Origin of the sequence: Acinetobacter sp. YH01025 (assembly GCF_013420185.1) — a bacterium.
Classification (GTDB): Bacteria; Pseudomonadota; Gammaproteobacteria; order Pseudomonadales; family Moraxellaceae; genus Acinetobacter; species Acinetobacter indicus.
Genome location: NZ_VOYR01000002.1, coordinates 84,235 through 109,602, shown reverse-complemented (window position 1 = coordinate 109,602; position 25,368 = coordinate 84,235). Strand labels below are relative to the sequence as shown.

The following is a 25,368-nucleotide window of genomic DNA, read 5'->3' as shown; positions in this document are numbered from 1 at the left end:
AAGTTTTTGATTTATTTTAAATAGTTTGATTTTTTGTCTATAAAATTATCAGGAAATTGTGGCAAATAAAGTAGAAAAATTACTTTATTTGACCTGCTTTTGTCATATAATTGTCACAATTTAACTGAACAATAAGGGGATTTTGTATCCTCTTTTCCTGCTTGCATGAATTCTAATCAAACTCCCGTAGATTCAGCACACCAGTCGGCTCCGAAAAAGTCGACCAATGTTCATGTGCCAACACCGAAATTCTTTATGCCGGTGTTTCTAACGCTTATTATTTCAACGCTTATTTATATTGGCTTTCAATTATCGGCAGATTTATCGCATGTTCCGGCGCTTAGCCTGTATTCGGTGATTCTGCTGGCCACCGCTTTATTTATTGCGCTAGGCTTTGAATTTGTTAACGGTTTCCATGACACCGCCAACGCGGTGGCCACGGTCATTTATACCAATGCCTTGTCTGCACCGGTTGCGGTAATGTGGGCCGGTTTCTGTAACTTCCTTGGGGTGATGGTCGCCAGTGGTGCCGTGGCCTACGGTATTATTGCCTTGCTACCGGTCGAGCTGATCATGAATGTTGGCTCAGGCGCAGGTTTTGCCATGGTCTTTGCCATGCTGATTGCGGCCATTCTCTGGAACTTAGGCACCTGGTTCCTCGGTATTCCGGCTTCAAGTTCGCATACCTTAATTGGTTCCATTCTGGGTGTGGGGATTATGAATTACATCCTCAATGCGGGCGCTGGTGCATCCGGTGTGGATATGGAACAGGTGATGAAAGTCGGTAAGGCTTTACTGTTCTCGCCATTAATTGGTTTTGCCTTTGCTGCCGTACTGTTCCTGCTGGTGAAAAAGATTTTCAAACGTCAGCTGGAACTGTTCCAGCCGCCTGAAGGCAACAAACCACCACCGCCATTAATCCGTGCCATCCTGATCTTTACCTGTACCGGCGTGAGCTTTGCCCACGGTTCCAATGACGGCCAGAAAGGCATGGGCTTAATCATGCTGATTCTGATTGGGATTGTGCCATTGGCTTATTCCTTGAATAAGGAACTGGACAATCAGCATATCCAGTCTTTCCAGCAATTGTCGACACAAACCGCATCTGCAATTTATGCCAACCATACCGATATTCCGGATGCGCAGGCCCGTGAAGTAATCACCAAGTACATCCAGACCAAGGAAATCACCCCGGAAGTGGTACCGGCTTTGGCCAGTTTGACTGATCATTTAGGTGAGCGTGTGGGTCAATACGGCGATTTGAAAAATATTCCGGAAGCAGAAGTGGCAGCATTGCGTAATGATATGTACCTCAGCACCACGTCATTCAAGCGTCTGGATAAAGCGGAAGCTTTACCTGCCATGAGCAAGGAACAGGAAAAAGTGGTCGATGATTACCGTGACCATCTCGATTCCTTCCTGCAATATATTCCAACCTGGGTTAAAGTTGCGGTGGCACTGGCACTGGGCTTAGGAACCATGGTCGGCTGGAAGCGTATTGTGGTCACCGTGGGTGAACGGATTGGTAAACAGCACATGACTTATGGTCAGGGTATGTCAGCCGAGCTGGTGGCGATGTCGACCATTGCTGCAGCAGATGGCTTTGGTATGCCGGTATCGACCACGCATGTCTTGAACAGTGCGGTGGCCGGGACCATGGTGGCGAATAAATCTGGCCTGAATTTCCAGATGGTTAAAACCATTCTATCGGCGTGGATTTTCACCTTGCCTGCAACCATCTGTTTATCGGGTGGCCTGTTCTGGTTATTCCTGAAAGTATTCTAAGCCGGTTCATCCGCAATAAAAAACGCTGCCTGGGCAGCGTTTTTTTATATCTGTAGATGAAACAGATGATCCAAATGCTAAGTCGTGACGTCCTTTATTTTTTAGATAGACAGCAAATCTACAATGCATTCTCTCAAGGGGTGAGGGCTGAGGGTAAGGAAATAGCCTAAGCAATATCAAAGCTTCTCTTTCTTTAATGAACCTATCCACTCTTTTATCTTTCAGGTAGACAGCAGGTCTCTAAAAAAATCTCCCTCTCCGTTTTGGATACGTAGCACCGCTACACAAGAGAGAGGGAACGATCGAAGAGAGATTAAAATCTCTTATTTCTTTAACTTGGCCAGTAAGCCTTTAGGCAGCTTCTCGGTAGCAAAACCATATAAGGCTGCAAAAGGCAGGGCAGTACGGGCCAAATATGCGACACGCCATAAACCGCCATGGTTGGCCCCTTCCATCATCAACTCTAAAGGATGGTTCAGAGTCACTTCCGGATTGGCCCCCGACTGTGGATTACGCAGGTCATGAATCCAGAGCGCGGCCATAATCGCATTGGTGGTTTCTGGCGCAAAAGCTTCCACATCAAACAGGCTGGCACCATTAAATGCCGCTTTTAATAACGGATTTTTAGTCACCGAATAGGTCGTGGTTGATGGTGCAATATTAATGCTGACGCGTTGTCCCTGATGACGGGCGAGGGTGGCGCGCCATTGCTGAATCCGTTTGGCCAGCGCATAGTTCGGTCCTTGTTCTACCACCAGACAGTCGGCAATCCCGTAATCCTGTCCATTGTCTGAATGGACCAGATCATGCAGGTTTTTCTGGAAGAAATGCTGCGCCGTAACCGTTGAAACCCCACGGGTCAGCAGTTGCTGGGCTTTCGAGCGCTGCTGATACTTGTCTTTTGAGGCCTGAATCACATCGGCAGGCACTGCATAGACATCAGTTGGGGTGCACATAAACATCAGGCTGGTCTCGGCTTTTTGCGTGCTGACGGCCTGCATAATCGCATCCATCGCCATGGCCACACGCACGTGTTTTTCACCATCTAAATAGGCAATTGCAGCCAAATCCAGCTGCTGTTCAAACTGGGTTAGCCACTGGGCAATTTCAGGAGTTTGAGTCAGTAAATTGGCGCCAAGCTGCTCTTTTAATAGCTCAGTCGTGCTGTTTTCATCTACCGCTTCAGTCGCTGGTGCATACAGGGTGGCATTACCCTGTTGCACGGTTTCTAGAATTTTGTTCCAGACCCGGGCATTGGGTAAATCGACCGCGACAATATTGGCTTTCCATTTCGTTAGCCAGGTCAGGGGGCCAGCTTCAGAAGCAGCACCAAACAGCACCATGGTACGGTCTGATAAATCGAACCATTCCGGATGAGCGACTGCTGCACGTAAAGCTTGAGCATGACTGTGTTCAATAATCCCGCCATCTTCCCAGCGCTGGATTTGCTCAAGCAGTGTCTGACCTTGCAGTTTCTGTCCCTGATACGGCACATACCACTCCGGCGCCGCCGTGCTTTGGCCCTGGATTTTAACTGTGTGCAAAGGCTGGGCATCGAGGCTCATCACATCTTTCAGCAGATGTTTTTGACTATGTCGATAAAACTCGAAACTGCCATGTGCTTTATTCAGGCCCTGTTCAGCAATTTGAATCGGGTTCTGGCAGGTCTGAATGCCGTATTCGACCAGCGCCTTAAAATATTTGGGATACTGTTTGCGCCAGTTTTTTTCAGACAGGGTTTGCTGGGACAGTTGCGGTGCAACACCGGCCAGTGCCTCGGCAATAATCGCACGTCCTGTGCGTGAAGTACTGGGTTTCTGGTTTTCGAAATGTGGAAATTGTAGGCCGTCTAATTTGGACATGCAAAAACTCGCAGCTTGAAAGCAAATTAATATACAGATGTATACATTATCTATGCCAAATTGTGAGATGGGGTGGCATTAACTACCAAAATTGTATGAATTATCCAATGAAATTGCAGTTTATGAGGACGCAGTAAAAAGCCTCCGTTCTGGAGGCTAAATGGAAAAATGGGCTTAGCAGCGGCCTTTTTTGGCCTGACCTGGTGGGCAGAAATCTCCTGGATGGCCATAAATACGTGAGTCAGGATCAATCACCAAACGGCCTTCTGGGGTATGGACGGCACAGGCACTCAAGCTCAGTAAACAGCCGGCAATCAGAAATAACTTTTTCATCTCTCATCTTCCATCTTCGTTATTATTCGAGTTATTTTAGACGCCAACCGCTGCGGCATACTGTGTTAATTTGTAGTTATGCGTTGTCAAAATATACCGCAGGCGCTTCAGATTGCTCAAATTTAGAACGGAAGCTGGCTAAGTTTATTCAGGAAATGCGGAATTAAACGCGGCTCAATCATGATGGTGATAATCACCCCATAGGCTGCTCCCCACAAATGCGCGCTGTGGTTAATATTGGAATTGCCACGTTTACCCGACCAGATGCTATAGGCCACATACAGCACCGCAAAAATAATAGCCGGAACCGGAATAAAGAACACAAAAATCAGTTTCCATGGTTCAAACAGGATATAGGCAAACAGTACTGCAGACACCGCACCGGAAGCACCCAGGCTGGCCCAGCGATGATCATTTTTGTGTTTCAGATAACTCGGTAAAATTGCGGCAATCAGACCGCCTAAATAAAACAGTACAAAGCCCAGATCATACAGATATTGACGGTAAAAGCTTTCAATAATACTGCCGAAGAAAAACAGGGTAATCATGTTAAACAGTAAGTGGGTACCATCGGCATGGACAAAACCGTGAGTAATGAAGCGGTCATATTGACCCCGTTCCAACGCCGGTGGCCAGAAAATCAACCGGTTCATGACTTTTTCTTTGGAAAAAGCAATAAAGGAGATAATCGCTGTAATCACAATCAGCGTAACAGTATGATTAAACGGTAAATCTAACATAAACAGATGTTCTTCTTTTCGGGTTTCCTGATCATAATGCCATTAAAAAACAAATGAAACAGAACTTTCATAGGATAATTCCGACAATTTTAGTTGAATTTTTTTAATTCCCCCGCATCTTCAGTTAAAATGGCAACTTCAGCATGAGGAAATATTGTTATGTCGACTGAGAACCACAGCACTGCAGTTGCAGAAGAGATTCCAAACTTATTGATCACCCCAAATGCTCAAGAGTATTTAAAAGATTTATTGGCAAAGCAAAATACACCGGGGATTGGTGTGCGCGTTTTTGTTGAGAATCCTGGAACGCCGCGTGCTGAGTGTTGTATGGCTTATAGTGCGCCAGAAGAAGTCGTACCAACAGATTATAAGCAGGATTATCCGGATTTTCCGGCCTATATCGACACCCCGTCTATTCCATATTTACTGGATGCGGTTATTGATTACAACAAAGACCGTTTTGGGGGCCAGCTGACCTTCCGTGCGCCTAACTCGAAAGTGCCACGCGTGGGTCCGGATGCCTCAATCGAAGAGCGTATTACTTACGTATTACAGTCTGAAATTAACCCGGGCCTTGCCGGTCACGGCGGTAACTGTGCCTTGGTGGAAGTGGTTGAAGATCCGGAACACGGTTTAACCGCGATCCTGAAATTCGGTGGCGGTTGTCAGGGCTGTTCAGCGATTGATGTCACGCTGAAACAGGGTGTGGAAACCACATTAAAACAGCATGTGCCTGAATTAATGCGTGTGGTAGACCAGACTGACCACAGCCAGGCCGAAGGTGCTTATTTTAAATAATAAATAAGTTTCACTTCAGCAAATGAGCCTCCCATCGTGGAGGCTTTTTACTGTATTAAATAAATATAATAATGATAATAATTATCAGTATTAATTGAATTATCAGTCAAGATTGTTGCAATGCGTAACGAAATACACAGAATTTCTCCTTAATTAAATTGGGATAACCTGATGAATAAAACTCTGAACCAGTCAGCATTATCTTTTGCGGTCCTTGCCGTGATGAGCAGCCTTGCTCAAGCAAATCCAGACAATAGCACTGCAGATGCGACCCAGTTAAATACCATTGTGGTAACCGCTACCGGCTATGAACAGGACCTGTCCAAGGCGCCGGCGTCCATTACCGTGATTGATCGGGAAGAGCTGGAAAAGCGTGAATATAATGATATTACAGATGTACTTAGACATACTCCCGGCGTGGTGGTGTCCGGTTCTGGCTCGGCACAAACCATCAGCATTCGCGGTATGAGCTCGAATTACACCTTGTTTCTGGTCGATGGCAAACGTCAATACGGCCGTGATGTCAATCCAAATGGCGATGATGCCGGTTTTGAGAAAAATATTTTGCCGCCGGTCTCCGCGATTGAGCGAATTGAAATTATTCGTGGGCCGGCCTCAACACTGTATGGAACAGATGCGATGGGCGGGGTGGTGAATATTATTACCAAGAAAGTCAGTGACCGCTGGTCGGGCAGTGTCGAACTGGGCAGTGTCATTCAGGATCAGGGCAATGCCGGTGATATTCAAAATGGCTCGGTCTATCTGGCGGGTCCATTACTAGAGAACAAGCTTGGTTTACAGCTGTCGCTGAATAAGCAAAAACGTGAAGAAGATGCCTATGTTGGCGGTTTTCGCGGGACTGAACGGGAAAGCCTGAATAGCCGCTTGAGTTATATACTCAATGACAATCATGATCTGCAACTGGAAGCCAATTTTGTCCAGCAGGAATCGGAAACCACGGTGGGTAAAACGGTTGCACCGGCCAACAATGCCGCCGATTCCAGTTCACGTAATTATCGTCATGTTTATGCCTTAACCCATCATGGCCGTTATAGCGATCAGCTTGATAGTACCACCTATCTGCAGTATGAAAATTCTAAAAACCCCGATCGTGGTAATACCCAGTTGGGCACCAAAGGCATTGAACTGGATACCTGGACCTTTAATAACCAGTGGAACTGGTTGCTGGGCAATCATACACTGTCTTTTGGTGCGCATTATAAAGATGAGAAACTCACCGATAAGGCCACCAACCGTAATCCGAATGCGCCGGAGTTTAGTGAATTAACCCGCTGGTCGGCCGCGGCTTTTCTGGAAGATACCTGGCATTTGAGTGACCGTTTCGATTTAACCGCCGGGCTGCGCTATGACCATGACGAAAACTACAGTGGTCATGTTTCGCCGCGCTTATATGGCGTGTATAGCCTGAATGACCAATGGACCGTGAAAGGTGGGGTGTCAACCGGTTATAAACAGCCGGATATTCGTGCTGCCACGGAAGGCTTTTATAGCGTCACCGGCGGTGGTGGTTCACCGTTAGCCACCGGACGCGGCATTATTCGCGCCAATCCGGACCTAGACCCGGAATCGAGTCTGTCTTCAGAGCTGGGCGTGAACTGGCAAAATGACAGGGTCAAGGCGTCCTTAACCGCTTATGTCACTCAGTATAAAGACCGGATTACCGAAGTGCGTGCCTGCGAAACCGATACCGATGGCAGCTCGACCAACCGGGATAACTGGCAGGAGTGGAAATGTTTTGAAGGCGATACACCGTTTTATTTCATCAGTGAACGGATTAATGTCGATGAAGCCGAGTTAAAAGGTGTGGAAGCGACTCTGGAAGCCAGCCTGAGTGATTACACCACGCTCATGGCCAACTATACCTTTACCGATTCCGAATTTAAGACAGGTGAGTTCAAAGGCCAGCCTGTAAACCAGATGCCGGAGCATATGCTGAATATTACGGTCGATCATGAAATTAATGATGCCTTGAATATCTGGTCACGCCTGCATTATCGTTCAGAAACATCTGCCTATTTAAGCCGGACTTCTGTTGCCCAGCCAAATCCGGGTTATGAGTTTTTAGATGTGGGTCTGAACTATAAATTTACCCCAAATATCAGTGGTAAATTTGGCGTGTATAACCTGCTGGATGAAAAAGCTGAAGACCGTGATGGTGATCAGCTTCTAGATGGCCGCCGTTATGGCATTAACCTGATGGCCAAGTTCTAATCATCAACGGCTAAACATCTACGTTTCAGTGATCAAGCAAGAAAAAGCCGCAATTGCGGCTTTTTTTGAGGCTTAGGTACGGGTGTCCAGAATTTTCTGTGCCGGCTCGGAATAATAAAACTTTTCTAGATAGAGCCGCGCACGTTCCCGTAAATACTGCTGCGACAGCATCTGCTGAATCACGGGGTTTAACAGCTGCTGTAATTCTTGCTGAATCAGGGCTTCATCAATATTCAGATCACGCAATAACAGGTCAAAAGTGCGTTCCTGATTACGGACATACCAGGCGTGTACCCCATCATGTAGCTGCTGTTTTAAATAATCACTCTGGCGCATAAAGTCCCAGATTTCATGACCCAGCGCCACAGTCTGTGGCAGATCCTGTACTTCAATATAGTTTTTTAAGACCGACAAAGGCAGGTCTTTAATCTTGTGCCAGATATTGGCCTGCAGATGATAGAGCTTGTCATCATCAAAATGCTGGTTCAGGACCGATTCACTCATCTGGCTAAGCTTTAAGATATTCTTTTGCAAATAGGCGCTGACTGCACTGTCTAAACTGGAATCGGTCACTGTTTCCAGTACCGATTTGCCCATTTTCATAAAACGCGACACGCCAGGCACGCTTTTGGCAATCAGTGAATTGTCCAGATAATCCTGAATCGAGTGCTGGATTAACTGGCTGATCATTGCAGAAAAGGCCGGATTACTGACCACGGTTTTAATCAGACGCTGACGATGGCCACTTTTGCTGGCCACATACTGGGCAATTTTATCAATGGTCAGTACCGGAATGACATCGGCAATTTTGGCGCTGTCATTTACCGGATGCACCAGGGCAAAGCGGATGTGTTCTGCAATCTGTTCAATCAGAAAGGCGCTGGCCGGCGTGTCTAGAATCTGTTTTTGCAGCAGGTCATTCAGCTGTTCGCAGCTCCAGAGATCTTTCAGATGCTGCTTGCGGAACCAGTGATAAAAATGCAGAAATTCCTGCTGTACGGTTTCAGGCTGAGAAAACTCATGTGCTAAAAAGTCAAGATGAGCTTCAATCAACTGCTCAAGCATCGGGTTTTGCTGCATACAATCTCTGGAACTTAATTTAAAGGAATCAGTTTATCAGCTAGCGGGTTTTTTAGGTTCTGTGTTTTGGCCAGGAAGGGTAAATAATGTTGTACCACCTGCTGTTCAGCTTCCAGCATTGGCACATGACCGACATTATTTAAAATGACCGGGGTTTCCGCGCGTTTAAACAGGCCCTGTAATTCTTTGGCCACTTCAACATTAATAATTTTATCGTGCTTGCCCCAGAGAATCAGGGTGGGTGCTTCAATATTGCGGGTGAGGCGGGCAAAGCTGTCCGGGGTGTAAATCCGGTTTAGGGTCACCATCTGGTCAATAAATTTTAAGGATTGACTGGCCCGTGAAATTAACAGTTTTTCCTGGGCAGATTTAAACTGCTCTGGTACTTTCGGCGGGTTTTGCATCAGCTGATGCGCAATATGGTCTAAATCGCCCGGCGCGGTGACCACCAGATTTTTCAGTAACAGCGGATCTTTGGTATAAGGCGTATTGGAGTGTTTATAAATACCGGCACTGTTCAGCAGGAACAGGCTTTGGGTATCAAACGGATATTGGGCTGCATAGACCGTTGCCACAGAGCCACCCAATGAGTGCCCGGCAATATTCAGCTTGTCGGCAATATTCAAGGTTTCTACCAGCTGACGCAATTGTGCGCTCATGCTTGGTACAGACAGGTCGAAATTGCCCGAACTCTGGGTTTCACCGGTATTGGGTAAATCGGGGATAATCACATGATAGGACGGGGTGAGAAATTTGGCCACCCGGTTCCAGTTGTCGCGGTGTCCGGCAAAGCCATGTAACAGCAAAATGGTTGGCCGATTAACATCGCCGCCTTCATTATAGCGCCAGGTAATATTGCCAATTTTCAAGCTTTTCGAGACCAGACCCGCCGCCTGGCGTTCAGTCTGATAATAATGCTGCACCACCTGCTGTTCAGGCGAGAGTTTGGCGGCAGAGCTGAGCAGAGGCGCAGACAGTGCCAGTGCCAGGACTGCCAGTCGTGGCCAAGACAAAAATCGCGAAGAATCCTGCTTCATTGACGATATCCCCAAGAATATTTTTTAAATAGGCGTCGGCTTGGCTTGTTTGAATTGTGTAAATTTTCGCCTTAAGTCGAATTGAAAATGCTGTTTCTGGTTATTGTAAGGGCTTTGCAGAAAATGTCACCTAGCTGTTTTTTGATCGGGTTGGTGTGCTGCTTTTGAAGTGTGATGTAAATCGCAATTACTTTAGGAAAATTTGAAAAAATTTATCTTATAAAAATTGATCAGCTATTTTTTTTGCAAGTGACTTTGCCCCGGCAGAGGATTAAAATGCTGAAAACTCAAAAACTGGTGGTAACAAGAATGCTCACAGCTCAAGAGGCTTTAGAACGTCTTAAACAAGGAAACCAACGTTTTGTTTCGGGCAATACCAATCATCCGAAACAACTAACCCACCATCAACGTGCAGAGATGGCCGAAGACCAGAATCCTTTTGCGATTGTGCTCGGTTGTTCTGATTCACGTGTACCTGCAGAAATGGTTTTTGATCAGGGACTCGGCGATCTGTTTGTGATTCGTGTGGCAGGGAATATTGTTGCGCCATCTCAGGTCGGCAGTGTTGAATTTGCGGCAGAGCGTTATGACTGCGCCGTGGTTGTGGTTTTGGGCCATAGTCACTGTGGCGCGATTCAGGCCACCATTGATACCTTGATGTGCCCGGACTGTCCACCATCTGCCAATCTGATGTCAATTGTGAACCGTGTCCGCCCGTCCGTAGAAACGCTGATGCAGACTGAACTGAAAAATGATTTGGCCAAGCTGTCGAAACATGCGGTTCGTTCCAATGTGTTTGCCTCAGTCAATCAGCTACGTCATGGTTCAGCAGTGTTAGAAAACCTGATTGAACAGGGGCAGCTGAAAGTCGTAGGTGCAGAATATTCATTAGAAACCGGTGAAGTAACTTTCTTTGATTTTTAATTGATTCTAAAAATAATCAAAAAGCGGGCATTGATGTCCCGCTTTTTTTATGGCTGAAATCCGGATCTTGAAAACCATCTCAGCGTTGAATCGGCTTTATTTTAATGCTGCCTGAATCAAGGGATAGGCATTTTTCAGCAAAATGGGCTGGGCTGCAGCCGTCGGATGGATCAGATCTTTTTGCATCAGGGTATTTTTACCGGCGACACCGTCTAGGAAGAAGGGCAGTAATTTGACCTGATAACGCTGGCTCACCACTTTGTAGTTATTTTCAAACGCCTTGCTGTAGGCGCTGCCATAATTGGGTGGCATTTTCATGCCAAATACAATCACCTTGGCTTTGGCCTGTTGACTGTGCTGAATCAGCCGCGCCAGATTATTTTGAATCAGCTGCGGTGGTTGACCACGCAAGCCATCATTACCGCCCAGTTCAATTACCACCACATGCGGCTTATGCGTTTGCAGTAATTTGGGCAAACGTGCCAGCGCGCCGCTGGTGGTTTCGCCACTCACACTTGCATTGACCACTTTATGCTGTTTCGGATACTGTTGTTCTAAACGTTTTTGTAACAGATGGACCCAGCCTTGTTGTGGTTGCAAACCGTAACCGGCACTTAAGCTGTCACCCAGAATCATGATGGTTTTGGCAGACACCAGCATGGGCATGAAGGCAAGCCCCGCCACAGCGAAATAAGCAAAACAACTCATTTTGAAATTGCGAATGTGCATTTAAGGATACTATGACTCAATTCACTACAGATACCGCCATCATGCCACAAAGCATTATTTCTGCCCAACAATTGACACAAAAGATACAACTTGCACAAAAAACACTGACGATTTTTGAAAATTTAAATCTGGAGATCCGGGCGGGGGAACAGGTGGCAATTACCGGCCGTTCCGGTTCAGGCAAATCGACCTTATTGGGGATTCTGGCGACCTTGGATCAGGCCAGTGCCGGGCAGTTAACGGTCTGTGGTGAATCAATTCAGGAGCTGAATGAAGAACAGCGTGCGCTGGTGCGGCTGAAATATATTGGTTTTGTATTTCAGTCATTCCAGTTATTGCCGCATTTAACCGCACTGGAAAATGTCATGCTGCCGCTACGCTTGCAACCGAATTTTAAATTTGCCGAGGCCGAACACAAGGCGCGTAATCTACTGAAAAAAGTCGGACTGGAACGGCAGGCAGAGCAGACCCCGAAAGTCCTGTCGGGTGGTGAGCAGCAACGGGTGGCGATTGCCCGGGCTTTAATCAGTGAGCCTAAAATCATTTTTGCCGATGAACCGACCGGGAATTTAGATGGCGAAACCGCCAAAGAAATTGAACAGCTGTTATTTCAACTGAACCGTGAACTGGGGACCACCTTGGTGCTGGTGACGCATGATCCGAAACTGGCGCAGCAATGTCAGCGCCATTTTGAACTCAGTCAGGGACAATTGCTGGAACACCCGGCAGGAGGATGAGATGAACCCATTATTTCGTCCTTTACTGACCCAGAGTTTTAAAAGTACCGGTGTTTATCTGTTACTGATTGCGCTAATTCTGGCAATTAGTGCCACAACCGCGCTGAAATTCAGCAATGAGCAGATTCAAAATGCGGTGGCTTTGCAGGCGGCAGAAATGCTGGCCGGTGATCTGGTGCTGTCCGACAATAAACCGATTGCACCGCGCTGGGAAGCGGCGGCCGATGAATTGGCGCTAAAGCAGTCACATGTTACGGTGTTTAGCTCGATGGCACACACCGGCGATGAATTTGTGATGGTGAATGTCAAAGCCATTGATCAGGCCTTTCCGTTACGCGGAGAGCTGCGGGTTGCGCCGCAGCCTGCTGCTGCCATTCAACCGGGCGAGGTCTGGGTCAGCCAGCGCGCGATGGAGCTGCTAAAAATTCAGGTGGGCGATACCTTAAATATTGCCGATGGCGCCTTTCAGGTCACGGCCAGCATCGAGCATGATTCCAATCAGGAACTGGGTTTTAGCGGTTTTTCACCGACGGTGATCATTGCCCAGCAAGATGTGGCGCGTACCAATGCCATTCAGGTTGGCAGTCGGATTAATTACCGCTTGCTGATGGCCGGTACACCCCAGCATACTCGCCAGTTCGAGCAGGATTTTAAACAGTATCAGGAAAGCTTGCCCAAGACCCAGGAAATTGACGGGCAGAATATCAGTGAGCCGGATGGGCTGCGCCTGCGCAATGCCAGTGAAGGCAATACCCGCTTGATGCGTCCAATTGCCAATCTGGATACCTTTTTACAGCTGGCCAATATTCTCACCATTTTACTGTGTGGCATTGCCATTGCCCTAACCAGCCAGCGCTATGTACAGCAGAATCAGGATCATATTGCTTTAATGCGTTGCATTGGCGCGACCAAGAAGCAGATTCTGGGCGCTTATCTGACCTTGTTGGCGGTGGTGCTGTTACTGGCGATGCTGCTCGGTAGTGCGGTCGGCATTACGCTAGGCTATGGGCTGTTGCAATTGATGTTACAGCTGATTCCGCATTTGCAATTGCAGTTTTCCGCTGTCGAGATGCTGCTGGGGCCACTCCCGATTGCCATGCTGACCAGTGCCGTGGTACTGCTGGGCTTTATTTTGCCAAGTCTGTGGCAGCTGCTCAATACCCCACCAATCCGGGTGATTCGCCAGCAGGAAAAATCAGTCCAGTCGATGCTATGGATGCTGCTGACCGGCACACTCAGCCTGATGCTGTTTAGTGTGGTGCTGACCGAAAATATTGTGCTGACGCTATGGGTCATGGGTGCCATCATCCTGCTGTGTAGCGTACTCTATGCCGTAGTCTGGAGCTTCCTGAAACTGATCCGCAATTTAAAAAGCGGCATCTCGGCCTATGTGCGCACGCCGTATCAGACTGCATTTCAGATTACCGCACTGGCGCTGGGCCTTAGCCTGATTACCGTGCTGGCAGTATTACGTACCGATCTGCTGGATCGCTGGCAGCAGCAATTGCCGGAAGGTACGCCAAACCAGTTTGTCTATGGTTTACCACCGTTTGATATGCCAGAGTTTCAGGCGCAACTTGAACAGCAGGGCTGGCACAGTACGCCGCTGTACCCAAATGTGCGCGGGCGGCTGGTAGCGAAAAATGATCAGCCCTTTGCAGAAGCGCTAATCCAGCACAATAATTCGCTCAGACGTGAACTGAACCTGACCCAGGCCGAACGCTTTCCGGCCGACAACCTGATTGTGGCCGGACAGGAACAGTTTAGTCAGGTCGGGCAGGTCTCGGTTGAAGCCAATACTGCGCAAGAGCTGGGCATTGAGATTGGCGATACGCTGACCTTTAGTTTGCCGGAAGGCTTGTTGCAGGCCAAAGTCATCAATCTGCGCAGCGTGGAATGGGAAAGCTTTAGCCCGAATTTCTTCTTTATTTTTTCACCGCAGACCATGGATGAAAATGCCGGCAGCTATCTGGGCAGTTTCTATGTGCCAGAGCAGGACCGGCCGGCACTGGTGCAGCTGATCCAGCAGTTTTCCAATACCGTATTTATTGATGTCAGTCTGATTCTGGAAGAGATTAAACGGATTGTGAATGTGTTGGTACAGATTATTACCATTCTGGCAGTGTTGGTGGCCGTGTCCGGGATTCTGGTGCTGATTGCCTGTTTAAACCTGCTGATGGATGAGCGGAAACGTGAGGTGGCCTTGCTGCGTTCTTTTGGTAGTTCCAAGCAGAAATTAAAACGGATGATGAGTCTGGAAATTGGCCTGATTGGCGGGATTGCCGGGGTGGTGGCCTGTCTGTTTGCCGAGGTGATTAGTGCGATTGCCAGCTACCGGATGGAACTGGCAATTCAGCCACATTGGGAAATCTGGCTAATCTTGCCGGTTGTAATGACTTTATTGTGTGCTTTAATTGGCCGTTATCGGCTTAGTTATTTATCGGATATTCCGCCTTTGCAAAGTCTGCGAGAGATGAATCAATAAGTTTCATCTCTGCATTAAAATGGTGGGGTATGCGTTACAGCTGCAATTGCTGGCGCATCATCGCGAGAATTTCCTGCCACAGCGGGGCAAGCATCTGTACCTGTTGCAGACAGTACTGATAAAACAGCCAGCTGATGATGGCGGCGCCGGTCAGCGCCAGCAGCGAAAACAGCGCTGACTTGTGCAGCTTCTGGCCGATGTACCAAAGTGCTGCCAAGGCTGCACCCATCACCATGCCGCCAATATGTGCGGCATTGTTAATTCCGCTAATCATAAAGCCCATAAACAGGTTCAGGCCCATCACCAGTAACAGGGTTTTCTTATCCAGCAGAAAACGCTGTTTTGGCAGACGTGGCAATAATGATAAAACCGTCAGGGAAGCACCCAGACCCATCACTGCACCGGATGCACCAGCGCTCACACTTGGCAGTAAATCCGGGCTGGTCAGGCCATGCGCGAGAATTTGTAAGGAATCCTGAATCTGCAAATAGCCACTGAGCAGGCTGCCCATCAGTCCGGCCAATATGTATAAACCTAAAAAATACAGCCGACCAAAGAGCTGTTCGGCCACGCTGCCAAAAATATACAGGGCCCACATATTCAGCATCAGGTGAATCATGCCAAAATGGAAAAACATGCTGCTGAACAGACGCTGCGGCTGTTCGAGAAAGGTCAGGGGAGCATAGTCGGCGCCCCAGAGAATCGCATCTCGGGTGCTGGGCTGGCTGGCATCGACACCGGTCAGGATTTGCCAGGCAAATACACCAATATTGAGGGCAATCAACAGGGCCGTCAGCCACCATAAATGCGTGTCGGGTTTACGGTGAATCAGCGGCGGTGAATATTCAGACATGCTATTTTTATACAATGATGATTTATTTCGTTATAAGCTTAACACGAAAAATTCACGCCTCAGGAGCCCCAAGCTGACATGAAAGCTTTTATTGTCCGTACCTTATTAATTCTTGTCAGTCTGTTTTTATTGATCCAGTTGTGGATTTTCTCGAGTCTGGCCTGGTGGCGAACCCAGCCGGTACAAAGTACCATGATGATGCGCCTGGACTACTGGTCAGATACTTCCCAGCCTATCCGGCATGAATGGCGTGACTATGACCAGATCAGTGAATATCTGAAAAAAGCCGTGGTCGCTGCCGAAGATGGCAAGTTTATGCAGCATCATGGCTTTGACTGGGAAGGTATTCAGCATGCACTAGAACGTAATAAAGATCAGGGTCAGGTGGTGGCTGGCGGTTCGACCATTTCCCAGCAGCTGGCGAAAAACCTGTTTTTATTTAACCAGCGTTCGTTTTTGCGTAAAGGTCAGGAAGCGATTGCCACTTGGATGATGGAACGCATGTGGAGCAAGCAGCGGATTCTGGAAGTGTATTTAAACTCGGTAGAGTTTGGCGACAACATTTACGGTATTGAAGCAGCGACCCAGCATTATTTTGGCAAGTCTTCACGCAGCCTCAGCCGTGAAGAAGCGATTTTTCTGGCCGCAATTTTACCGAATCCGAAATATTATCAGGACAACCGTTCCGGTCGTGGTCTGGAGCCGCGTAAGCGTATGATCCGTAAATACATGCGTTACAGCGAGATTCCTTGAGTTGTAAAATTGAAAAAAAGCCCACAGCAGTGGGCTTTTTTTATGAAATTGTCACAAAATTGAAGCATACTTATGAATAGTGAATACTTGAGAAAAAGTCATAGGGTGCATATGAATACGGCAGCGAGCGCGACCCCTGCGCAAATAGACTATACCTATAATGATCGATACATCAATCGTGAGCTTTCTATCCTCGATTTCCATTTGCGCGTGCTGGAGCAGGCAGTCGATCCTTTGCATCCCTTGCTGGAACGTATGAACTTTTTACTCATCTTTTCACGTAACTTAGATGAGTTTTTTGAAATTCGTGTTGCAGGCGTCATGGAGCAGCTGGATTTGGGTAATGAAAGCCGTAGCCCGGATGGCTTGACTCCAAAACAGGTACTGGAGCAGATTTCCCAAACTGCCCACGCTGCCATTGAGCGCCAATACCGTATTTTAAACCAGGAAATTCTGCCTAAACTGCGTGAAGAAGATATCTGTTTCTTGCGCCGTGGTGAACTAACGCCAGCCCAATCGGCCTGGGTGAAAAAATATTTTCAGGAACAGGTGGCACCGGTCTTAACGCCAATCAGCCTGGACCCGGCTCATCCATTCCCGCGTCTGGTCAATAAAAGCCTGAACTTTATTGTGACGCTGGAAGGGAAAGATGCTTTTGGCCGTCAGATTGACCTAGCCGTGGTGCCAGCGCCGCGTTCCTTGCCACGTGTGGTGCGTTTGCCAGATGAATTGACCGGTGGTAAAGAACATCACGTGATGCTGTCTGCAATTATTCATGAGCATGTATCGGACCTGTTCCCGGGCATGACTGCGACTGGCTGTTATCAGTTCCGTGTCACCCGTAATGCTGACTTGGCCTTAAACGAAGATGTCGAAGATCTGGCCAAAGCGCTGAAAGGCGAGCTGAACTCCCGCCGTTTTGGCCGCGCGGTGCGTCTGGAAGTGACCCAGAACTGTCCGCAACCGATTTATGAATATCTGCTGAATGAGTTCGATCTGCATGAAGACCAGCTCTATAAAGTGGATGGTCCAGTGAATCTGGCGCGTTTATTGTCTAACTTTAAACGTCCGCATTTACGTTATGATTCACATACGCCAGTGATTCCGAAAGTGTTGAAAAAGTCCGAGAATATTTTCTCGGCCATGCAAAAGCAGGATATCTTGCTGCATCATCCGTTTGAATCCTTTGCCCCGGTGATTAACCTGCTGCGTGAAGCGGCGCGTGACCCGCAGGTACTGGCAATTAAACAGACCCTGTACCGTAGTGGTGCCGATTCTGAAATCGTACAAGTCTTAGCGGAAGCGGCGCGTAATGGTAAAGAAGTGACCGCGGTCATTGAGCTGCGTGCGCGTTTTGATGAAGAATCCAACATTGCTGTGGCCAACGTGCTGCAAGAGGCCGGCGCGGTGGTGGTCTATGGCATTGTCGGTTATAAAACCCATGCCAAAATGATTCTGGTGGTGCGCCGTGAAAACAACAAGCTGGTGCGTTATGTGCATTTGGGCACCGGTAACTATCATGCCGGTAACGCGCGGATTTATACCGACTACGGCTTGCTCACCACCGACAAGGAACTCTGTGAAGATGTACACCGTATTTTCCAGGAACTGACCGGCATGGGCAAAATGGCCAAGCTGAAAAAGCTGTTACATGCGCCGTTTACCCTGCATACCCAGCTGATCAACTTTATTGATGATGAAATTGCCAATGCTAAAGCCGGTAAACCAGCACAAATTATTGTGAAGGTGAATGCCTTAACTGAAATGCAGCTGATCAATAAACTGTATGAAGCTTCCCAGGCTGGCGTGCAGATTGACCTGATTATCCGTTCGATTTGCTGCCTGCGTCCGGGCTTGCCGGGGTTGTCGGAAAATATCCGGGTACGCTCCATTGTTGGCCGATTCCTGGAACATACCCGCGTGTATTATTTCAGCAATAATGGTGATGCGCGTATTTACTGTTCAAGTGCTGACTGGATGGACCGTAACCTGTTTAACCGGGTTGAAGCCTGCTTCCCGATTGAAGATCCGGCACTGAAAAAACGTATTTATCAGCAAGGTCTGCAAATTTATCTGCAAGATAACCAGCAGGCGTGGCTACTGCAGGGAGATGGTACCTGGATTCGTGCGCAGGCCGCAGAAGGTGAGCCGGCTTCCAATGCACAGCGCACCCTGATCGAGATGATTCAGTAAGCGAAGCAAGCCTGACATTTAAAGAATGTCAGGCTTTTATCCGCTAAAAAAATAAGGAGCTGATGCTCCTTATTTTTATGGGTATTGAAGATATTAGCTGTGCGAGATTTTTTGCAGAATTTGCAATAACACATCAAATTCGCTTTGCAGCGGAGTACTCTTACGCGTTACTAAGGCCAGGGTACGGGTAGGTGCCGCGTCAATCTGTTTCACCACCAGCTCTGAATTGGCCTGAATCATATTGGTATGAATGGCAATTTCAGGCAGTAAGGTAAAGCCGAGGTTGGCTGATACCATTTCCACCAGAGTTGGTAGTGAGCTGGCTTTTAAACGATGATCATTTTTACGCTCGCCAATCGGGCAGGCACTTAAGGCATGATCACGCAAGCAGTGGCCTTCTTCCAGCAGCATCAGGCGAGACAGGTCCAGATCTTCTAAAGATTTGGCCTGAGCCGAGTGTGCATCGGATTTATGGTGGACCAGTACCAGATTTTCTTTGGCAATTTCAGCAACTTTCAGACTGCGGGTATCAAACGGCAGCGCCAGTAACACCATATCCAGGTTACCGTGTTCCAGTTTTTCTACAATTTTTTCACTTTGTGCTTCATGCAGGTGTAACTGGATTTTTGGCAGTTGCTTATGCACTTCATCTAACAGCTGCGACAAAATGAACGGTGCAATGGTTGGAATCACACCTAAATGCAGGTCGCCGGTTAAGGGCTCGCTCATTTCACGGCTTAGACGCATCAAGTCCTGTGCATCGGCCAATAGAACACGCGCTCGGGCTACAACTTGTTCACCGAGAGGAGTCAAACGTACATTCTGGCGATCGCGTTCAACCAATACGCCACCCAATAAGCGCTCTAACTCCATGATTCCGCCCGACAATGTCGATTGAGTCACGAATGAACGGCGCGCCGCTTCTGTAAAATGCAACGTTTCAGACAGTGTAACGAGGTATGACAGCTGTCTTAAGGATGGTAATGCAGCCATAGTGTCCTAATGCTTATAATTTAAAGTGATGAGCAAATAATTCGCTAAGATATGGAATGAAATGCGGAGGGATATCATGCCCCATTCCTTCAATTAATTCAAATTTAGCGTCAAGTATTGCTTTCGCAACAGCCTTACCATGTGCAGGTGGAAGTAAGCGGTCACGAGAACCATGAACAACCAGCGTGGGCTGTTGGATCTGCTTGTCCAGACTGCGCAATGAGCCTGTACATAATATTGCTAAAAACTGCTGAAGTACACCCGCTGGATGGTAACTTCGCTGATATAATTTACGGGCGGTCTGTACCGCTTCCATTTCATTCAGATAACCTGGCGAACCAATCACTTTAAACAGTTTCAGGCTGTGGTTAATAATGCCTTCTTCATCATTGGATGCCGGCTTGCCCACTAGGCTGAACAGCTGTTTCGGGAAAGGTGGCGGCAGGAAAGGCTGGTTGTTGCTGGTAAACAATAGTGCCAGTTTTCTGACCTTGTCCGGATAGCGGGCCGCCAGAATCTGTGCAATCATGCCGCCCATTGAAGCGCCAATCACATCAACCTGTTCTAGCTCCAGTTTATCAATCAGCAGGGCCACATCATCGGCCATATCATACAGGTTATAAGGCGCCCCCTGATTTTCTAAACCCAAGGCAAAACGGCCCATCAGTTTTAGGGTATTCAGGCGCTCGCCCTGATGGCGTACTTTAGAGGACAGGCCAATATCGCGGTTATCAAAACGGATGACCCGAAAGCCTTGGTCAATGAGTGACTTGCAGAAAAAGTCTGGCCAATACAGCAGCTGTGCACCCAGTCCCATGACCAGTAAAATGGTCGGATTGCCAATTTCGCCGCCCATTTCGACATGCAATTCAATGCCATTGCCCAAGTCGACTTTGGTTTCGTGCATAAAACTGCTGTAAGGTGAAACATTTAACCGCAAACTATTCATTCTTATATTCCTTTCTTCAAGGTGAGCGCGCACCCCTGATGGATTAAAGCGCTAAACTGCCGCTGGAATCAAGTCAGGAACAAGTTTACTTAAAGCCAGGCGCTGTTTGCCGGCTGTTGGCCCGAGCAGCACAAAGCCGCGTAAGGTGGCAGTGCTGTCAAAGGCTTTGGCAATCATGCCATCGTCCAGTTCTTCATTTTGCCAGGTCACTTCCACATCTACCGGGGCAGGTAACACCGTTAATGGTGCCGCCGGGGTTTTCACTGCAACCGGCATAGCCGGGTAGTGCACTTGTGTGGTTTCACCATTTAAGGTTTTGGCCAGGGCACGTGCCTGCTGCATGATTGGCATGACATACGGTAATAAAATCCCGTTGACTTCAGCGCAGTCGCCCACTGCATAAATATCAGCCAGGTTGGTTTCCAGTAAGCCATTGGTCAACACGCCGCGACTGGTATGAATGCCGGCTTCTTTGGCTAAAGTGATATTCGGCTGTAAACCGACGGCGGATAGCACCACATCGGCACTCAGGCTGCGGCCATCGGCCAGTGTCACCAGATAATCGCCATGATCCAGTTTCGATACTTTATCGACCGTGGTGCCCAAGACAAAATGAATCCCGGTTTCTTCCAGGTTCTGTTTAAATGCAGTGGCAATAAATTCAGGCAATAAACGGCCGAGCGGTTGGGTTGCCAGATCAATCACCGTGACTTGATGCTCGGTGTTTTGCAGGTCATTGGCAAATTCACAGCCAATCAGGCCCGCGCCTAAAATCACCACACGTTTATCCTGACGCGCTGCCAGCTGTTCGCGGAAGGCTTTATAGTCATTTAAATTATTGACCACGTGAATATCATCACTGCCATCGCCAGAAATGGCCAGACGAATCGGGTTGGCACCGACTGCCAGTACCAGTTTGGCATAGGCTTGCTGGCTTTCGACGCCATCTTTCTCTAAAGTCAGCAGATGCTGCTCGGCATCAATGGCTTTGACCCAGGTATGCACTTCAATACGCATATTCAGCTGTGCCCCCATTTTTGCTGCATCCCCCAGCGCAATCTGTTCGGGTGCTTTTTTGCCGGCCAGGGCATTGGAGAGGGTAGGTTTTGCATAGTTGATTGCATCATCTGCGCAAATCATGACCAGTTCCTGTTCAGGGTTCAGTTTGCGAAATTCACGGGCGACTGTATAGCCAGCCATACCAGAACCAATGATGACAATCGGATGCATTATTTTCTCCATAAAAGGTTGAGCATAAGTTTCAAGACATAAAAAAAGACCATGCAGTTATGGTCTTCGAGGCGTACTTAGATTTCGACCATTTCAAAATCGACTTTAGATACGCCACAGTCCGGGCAGGTCCAGTCATCTGGAATATCTTCCCATTTGGTGCCCGCGACGATGCCATCTTGCGGCCAGCCTTCTGCCTCGTCATAAATCCATCCACAAACGATGCATTGATACTTTTTCATTTGACTCTCCAAAAGCCGATCTTCAATAAACCTGACCGGCAAAAAATTCCCTAACCAGCATGACTCAGTTGATATGATTTTAACACTTCATATTCGCTTAAATTTTTACGCAGTTATGAGGTTAAAGTAAAGTAAATATCGGAGTCTAATGCTTCATTTCTAAAGCTGAATGGCTAAGAAGGACAAAATTTATCTTTAAAATCTCAAACATTGCATAGTGTCGGACAATATGCACACTAAAAACCAGCGCAAATCTTTTCAAAATATATGAGAGATCACCTAAATTTCGACTAAAGTCGGACAGCTATTTTTGCTTAAATAGGCTATTCTATAATTAGGATAATCTATATTGGTTATTTAGTATAAAAATACCAATAATAAAAACAATGATTTACTAATTTTAATCGGGTTTTATTTAAACCTGAAGGGCGGACTTTGGCTGGTCTTCGCGGTCAAGACGCTGTAAAATTCACCTATTCTTTTTAATCTCTCTCCGATCTCCTTATGAGCAAGCTGTCTACAACGTTGTGGTCTCACATTCGTACTGTCCAAAACTTTCCTAAAGCCGGTATTTGTTTTTATGACTTGACCCCTTTATTCATGAAAAATATTGGTCCGTTGACAGATGCTTTAATTGAAAGTATTCCTGCAGAAAAACTGGCTGAAGTAGATAGCTTTATTGCGGTAGAAGCACGTGGTTTTGTGCTGGCCAGCCTGTTGGCACAGCGTACTGGCAAGGGCTTATTGCTGGTGCGTAAAGCCGGTAAATTACCACCACCGGTAGTGGGTGTGGGTTATAGCCTGGAATACGGTCTGGACCGTCTGGAAATGGCGGCAGATGTCACCGGTCAGAAAGTTATTATTGTGGATGATGTATTAGCGACTGGCGGTACCTTAAAAGCAGTGAAACAACTGGCGGAAAAATGTCAGCATGAAATTCTGGGTGCGAGCATTTTCCTGGATTTACCAGATTTACACGCAGATTTAGGTCTGAACATCTGGTCGGTACTGGATGAACGCTCTAAGCCGGTGGAAGCAGTGGCTTAAGTCTGAGCACTACCCTGTAAAACATAGAAAGCCTTGCCGAGTGCAAGGCTTTTTTATTTGTGCAGTGATTGCTGTTCCAGTTGCCAGATTAAAGGATTGATATTTTCAGGACACACCAGTCGATGATGACCGCCTTTAAAAGCATGAATTGGCATGTAATTTTCCAGCTGGGTTTGTACCCAGTGCATGTCCAGCTGTTCATCGCCGAGTTCCAGATAGGCCAGCTGTGGAATATCATGGTTCAGTTCCTGTTCGGAAATCTGCGGATAGTCCGGTCGGAAGTCGGGTTGTAAACTCGGGTTGGCAATGACGCAGGGAATACCATGCAGCGCCGACATCTTTAAGGCCCAATAGCCGCCGAGGCTATGTCCGACAATAATTTCAGGCTGGATTTTAACAATAATATCGTTATAGAAACTGGCCACCGTCTGGTAGTTCAGATTGCGATAATCCACGGTAATACAGTATTTTTTATCTGCGCAGATGGCATGGAACTTACTCGATTCACGTGAGGAATCCAGCCCATGCAGAAATAGGATTTTCGAGGTGCATCTATTCATTGTTTTCATTCACACTCAAGCGTCTATTGAATAGTTGAAAAGTTCCCTTTTCAATTAATTTCTCTTGCTTATTGTAAGAGTGGTGACGCAAGAAAGAAGTTAGCTATTGGTCTAACAGTTCAGCAAAAGGCGAGGTGCTGTTTAGCAGAGGTTTAGAAAATGAAAAAAATGGCTTAGGATTCAGCAGAGCATACGAAAAGCCAAATAAATCTGCTATGCTATTGCACTTCATTTTTTAGTAATTTTCGAGGCAGAGATGACGCAACCAAACGCTCAGTCGACTTCTGAACCCACTATTTCCGAAAACGATTTAATTGCACAGCGTCATGCCAAGTTAAAGCAAATCCAAGAAAAGGCTCAGGAAAGCAACAGTAGCCCATGGCCAAACACCTTCAAGCGTGAACATTACGCGCAAGATTTACAAGAACAGTTTGCCGACAAATCTAAAGAAGAAATTGAAGGCGGCGATAAGGTGTATGTGTCGGTGGCTGGCCGTGTCATGCTCAACCGTGGTTCGTTTATCGTAATTCAGGACATGACCGGTCGTATCCAGCTGTATGTGGCCCGTAAAGAACTTAGCCCTGAAACCTTGGAAACCATTAAAGGTTTGGACCTGGGCGATATTATTGCTGTTAAAGGTTATATCGGCCGTTCAGGCAAAGGCGATTTATATGTGCATATCGAGCACTTTGAATTGCTGACCAAATCGCTGCGTCCATTACCAGACAAGTTCCATGGCCTGACCGATACTGAAGTGAAGTATCGTAAGCGTTATCTGGACCTGATTGTAAACGAAGAAACCCGTAAGACTTTTGAAATTCGTGCCAAAGTGGTATCGGGCATCCGTGCGTTTTTAACTGAAAAACGTTTCATGGAAGTTGAAACCCCAATGATGCACGTGATTCCAGGTGGTGCATCGGCGCGTCCATTTGAAACCCATCATAATGCACTGGATATGCCATTATTCCTGCGTATTGCGCCAGAACTTTATTTAAAACGTCTGGTGGTGGGCGGTTTTGAACGCGTGTTCGAAATTAACCGTAACTTCCGTAACGAAGGTGTATCGACCCGTCATAACCCGGAATTCACCATGATTGAATTCTATCAGGCTTATGCAGACTACAAAGATTTGATGGAACTGACCGAGCAGATGCTGGAGAAACTGGCCATCGACATCTTGGGTTCGACCGATGTGCCGTATGGCGATGAAGTGTATAGCTTCAAAGGTCCGTTCAAGAAAATCTCGATGTTTGATGCGATTCTTGAGCACAACCCGCAATTCACGCCTGAAAACGTCAATGACCGTGAATTTCTGGCCAACTTCGTACAAAACGAACTGAAAGAGCAGGTAAAACCGGGCTTTGGTTTAGGCAAGCTGCAAACCATCGTGTTTGAAGAAACGGTTGAAACTCAACTGCGTCAGCCAACCTTCATTACTGAATACCCAGCAGAAACCTCACCGCTGGCTCGCCGTAATGATGAGAACCCGCACATCACTGACCGTTTTGAATTCTTCATTGGTGGTCGTGAGCTGGCAAACGGCTTCTCAGAGTTAAATGATCCAATTGATCAGGCGGAGCGTTTCCAGGCACAGGTGGCTGAGAAAGATGCTGGTGATGATGAAGCGATGCACTACGATGCAGACTTCGTTGAAGCACTGGAATATGGCTTGCCACCTACAGCAGGTGAAGGGATCGGGATTGACCGTCTGGTGATGTTATTCGCCAATGCACCAAGTATACGTGATGTGATTTTGTTCCCGCATATGCGTCACAAGAACTAAAATCTGCTAAATCAAATAACCCG

22 protein-coding genes are annotated in these 25,368 nt (G+C 47.3%); 10 read left to right on the top strand and 12 right to left on the bottom strand.

The window, feature by feature from the left end; genetic code table 11:
- Window positions 1-165: 165 nt before the first annotated feature.
- Entirely contained in the window at window positions 166-1,785 is a 1,620-nt protein-coding gene (locus FTT89_RS02975; protein WP_005179429.1) for an inorganic phosphate transporter, read from the top strand.
- 323 nt (window positions 1,786-2,108) lie between these two features.
- On the opposite strand, the gene FTT89_RS02970 is transcribed toward FTT89_RS02975, so the two are convergent.
- The 3 genes from FTT89_RS02970 to FTT89_RS02960 all read right to left on the bottom strand — a co-directional run bounded on the left by FTT89_RS02970 (window position 2,109) and on the right by FTT89_RS02960 (window position 4,720).
- Entirely contained in the window at window positions 2,109-3,647 is a 1,539-nt protein-coding gene (locus FTT89_RS02970) for a hypothetical protein (protein ID WP_180061353.1), read from the bottom strand.
- A 174-nt stretch (window positions 3,648-3,821) separates the two neighbouring features.
- On the bottom strand, window positions 3,822-3,980 hold the full coding sequence (locus FTT89_RS02965; protein WP_005179424.1) for a hypothetical protein: 159 nt from the start codon (window positions 3,978-3,980) through the stop codon (window positions 3,822-3,824).
- 122 nt (window positions 3,981-4,102) lie between these two features.
- Window positions 4,103-4,720, bottom strand: a complete 618-nt coding sequence (locus FTT89_RS02960) for a rhomboid family intramembrane serine protease (protein WP_005179422.1) — start codon at window positions 4,718-4,720, stop codon at window positions 4,103-4,105.
- A 159-nt stretch (window positions 4,721-4,879) separates the two neighbouring features.
- On the opposite strand from FTT89_RS02960, the gene nfuA reads away from it, so the two are divergent.
- Both nfuA and FTT89_RS02950 read left to right on the top strand, forming a co-directional pair.
- The gene (gene nfuA, locus FTT89_RS02955; RefSeq protein ID WP_005179419.1) at window positions 4,880-5,518 is read left to right on the top strand and encodes a Fe-S biogenesis protein NfuA; all 639 of its coding nucleotides are present in this window, start codon (window positions 4,880-4,882) and stop codon (window positions 5,516-5,518) included.
- A gap of 171 nt (window positions 5,519-5,689) precedes the next feature.
- Complete coding sequence (locus FTT89_RS02950) at window positions 5,690-7,750, top strand: TonB-dependent receptor domain-containing protein (protein WP_163145572.1); 2,061 nt, start codon at window positions 5,690-5,692, stop codon at window positions 7,748-7,750.
- Window positions 7,751-7,822: 72 nt separating this feature from the next.
- Here the strand turns inward: FTT89_RS02950 and FTT89_RS02945 are convergent, their stop codons facing one another.
- Complete coding sequence (locus tag FTT89_RS02945; RefSeq protein WP_104513534.1) at window positions 7,823-8,830, bottom strand: hypothetical protein; 1,008 nt, start codon at window positions 8,828-8,830, stop codon at window positions 7,823-7,825.
- A gap of 14 nt (window positions 8,831-8,844) precedes the next feature.
- A complete protein-coding gene (locus tag FTT89_RS02940) occupies window positions 8,845-9,867 on the bottom strand; it encodes an alpha/beta fold hydrolase (protein WP_005179410.1) in 1,023 nt (340 codons plus the stop codon).
- Window positions 9,868-10,176: 309 nt separating this feature from the next.
- Between FTT89_RS02940 and FTT89_RS02935 the strand changes: the two genes are divergently transcribed.
- A complete protein-coding gene (locus FTT89_RS02935; protein WP_034598190.1) occupies window positions 10,177-10,791 on the top strand; it encodes a carbonic anhydrase in 615 nt (204 codons plus the stop codon).
- 96 nt (window positions 10,792-10,887) lie between these two features.
- On the opposite strand, the gene FTT89_RS02930 is transcribed toward FTT89_RS02935, so the two are convergent.
- Complete coding sequence (locus FTT89_RS02930) at window positions 10,888-11,499, bottom strand: arylesterase (RefSeq protein ID WP_016659292.1); 612 nt, start codon at window positions 11,497-11,499, stop codon at window positions 10,888-10,890.
- A 32-nt stretch (window positions 11,500-11,531) separates the two neighbouring features.
- Between FTT89_RS02930 and FTT89_RS02925 the strand changes: the two genes are divergently transcribed.
- Both FTT89_RS02925 and FTT89_RS02920 read left to right on the top strand, forming a co-directional pair.
- Complete coding sequence (locus tag FTT89_RS02925; protein ID WP_005179393.1) at window positions 11,532-12,257, top strand: ABC transporter ATP-binding protein; 726 nt, start codon at window positions 11,532-11,534, stop codon at window positions 12,255-12,257.
- 1 nt (window position 12,258) lies between these two features.
- Window positions 12,259-14,742 (top strand): ABC transporter permease, encoded by a 2,484-nt coding sequence (locus tag FTT89_RS02920; protein ID WP_160242934.1) that lies wholly within the window; start codon window positions 12,259-12,261, stop codon window positions 14,740-14,742.
- 34 nt (window positions 14,743-14,776) lie between these two features.
- Here the strand turns inward: FTT89_RS02920 and FTT89_RS02915 are convergent, their stop codons facing one another.
- On the bottom strand, window positions 14,777-15,595 hold the full coding sequence (locus FTT89_RS02915; protein ID WP_168370101.1) for a rhomboid family intramembrane serine protease: 819 nt from the start codon (window positions 15,593-15,595) through the stop codon (window positions 14,777-14,779).
- A 78-nt stretch (window positions 15,596-15,673) separates the two neighbouring features.
- Between FTT89_RS02915 and mtgA the strand changes: the two genes are divergently transcribed.
- Both mtgA and ppk1 read left to right on the top strand, forming a co-directional pair.
- On the top strand, window positions 15,674-16,348 hold the full coding sequence (gene mtgA, locus FTT89_RS02910) for a monofunctional biosynthetic peptidoglycan transglycosylase (protein WP_045796058.1): 675 nt from the start codon (window positions 15,674-15,676) through the stop codon (window positions 16,346-16,348).
- Between the two features lie 111 nt (window positions 16,349-16,459).
- Window positions 16,460-18,541: a polyphosphate kinase 1 gene (ppk1, locus tag FTT89_RS02905; protein WP_005179379.1), complete on the top strand. Its 2,082-nt coding sequence runs from the start codon at window positions 16,460-16,462 to the stop codon at window positions 18,539-18,541.
- A gap of 93 nt (window positions 18,542-18,634) precedes the next feature.
- Here the strand turns inward: ppk1 and oxyR are convergent, their stop codons facing one another.
- From oxyR to rubA, 4 genes are all read right to left on the bottom strand, one after another.
- Window positions 18,635-19,534, bottom strand: coding sequence for a LysR family transcriptional regulator OxyR (oxyR, locus tag FTT89_RS02900; protein WP_005179377.1), 900 nt, complete (start codon window positions 19,532-19,534; stop codon window positions 18,635-18,637).
- Between the two features lie 13 nt (window positions 19,535-19,547).
- Window positions 19,548-20,483 carry an alpha/beta fold hydrolase gene (locus tag FTT89_RS02895; RefSeq protein ID WP_218954824.1) on the bottom strand — a complete coding sequence of 312 codons (936 nt, stop codon included), beginning with the start codon at window positions 20,481-20,483 and terminating at the stop codon, window positions 19,548-19,550.
- Window positions 20,484-20,534: 51 nt separating this feature from the next.
- Window positions 20,535-21,713 carry an NAD(P)/FAD-dependent oxidoreductase gene (locus FTT89_RS02890; protein ID WP_180172663.1) on the bottom strand — a complete coding sequence of 393 codons (1,179 nt, stop codon included), beginning with the start codon at window positions 21,711-21,713 and terminating at the stop codon, window positions 20,535-20,537.
- A gap of 77 nt (window positions 21,714-21,790) precedes the next feature.
- Window positions 21,791-21,955, bottom strand: a complete 165-nt coding sequence (gene rubA, locus FTT89_RS02885) for a rubredoxin RubA (RefSeq protein WP_005179369.1) — start codon at window positions 21,953-21,955, stop codon at window positions 21,791-21,793.
- Between the two features lie 504 nt (window positions 21,956-22,459).
- On the opposite strand from rubA, the gene FTT89_RS02880 reads away from it, so the two are divergent.
- Window positions 22,460-23,002, top strand: a complete 543-nt coding sequence (locus tag FTT89_RS02880) for an adenine phosphoribosyltransferase (protein WP_005179368.1) — start codon at window positions 22,460-22,462, stop codon at window positions 23,000-23,002.
- Between the two features lie 53 nt (window positions 23,003-23,055).
- Here FTT89_RS02880 and FTT89_RS02875 read toward each other — a convergent pair whose 3' ends face one another.
- Window positions 23,056-23,562, bottom strand: coding sequence for a YqiA/YcfP family alpha/beta fold hydrolase (locus FTT89_RS02875; protein ID WP_168384305.1), 507 nt, complete (start codon window positions 23,560-23,562; stop codon window positions 23,056-23,058).
- A 256-nt stretch (window positions 23,563-23,818) separates the two neighbouring features.
- Here FTT89_RS02875 and lysS point away from each other — a divergent pair, with 256 nt between their 5' ends.
- The gene (gene lysS, locus FTT89_RS02870) at window positions 23,819-25,345 is read left to right on the top strand and encodes a lysine--tRNA ligase (RefSeq protein ID WP_005179355.1); all 1,527 of its coding nucleotides are present in this window, start codon (window positions 23,819-23,821) and stop codon (window positions 25,343-25,345) included.
- Window positions 25,346-25,368: the final 23 nt, after the last annotated feature.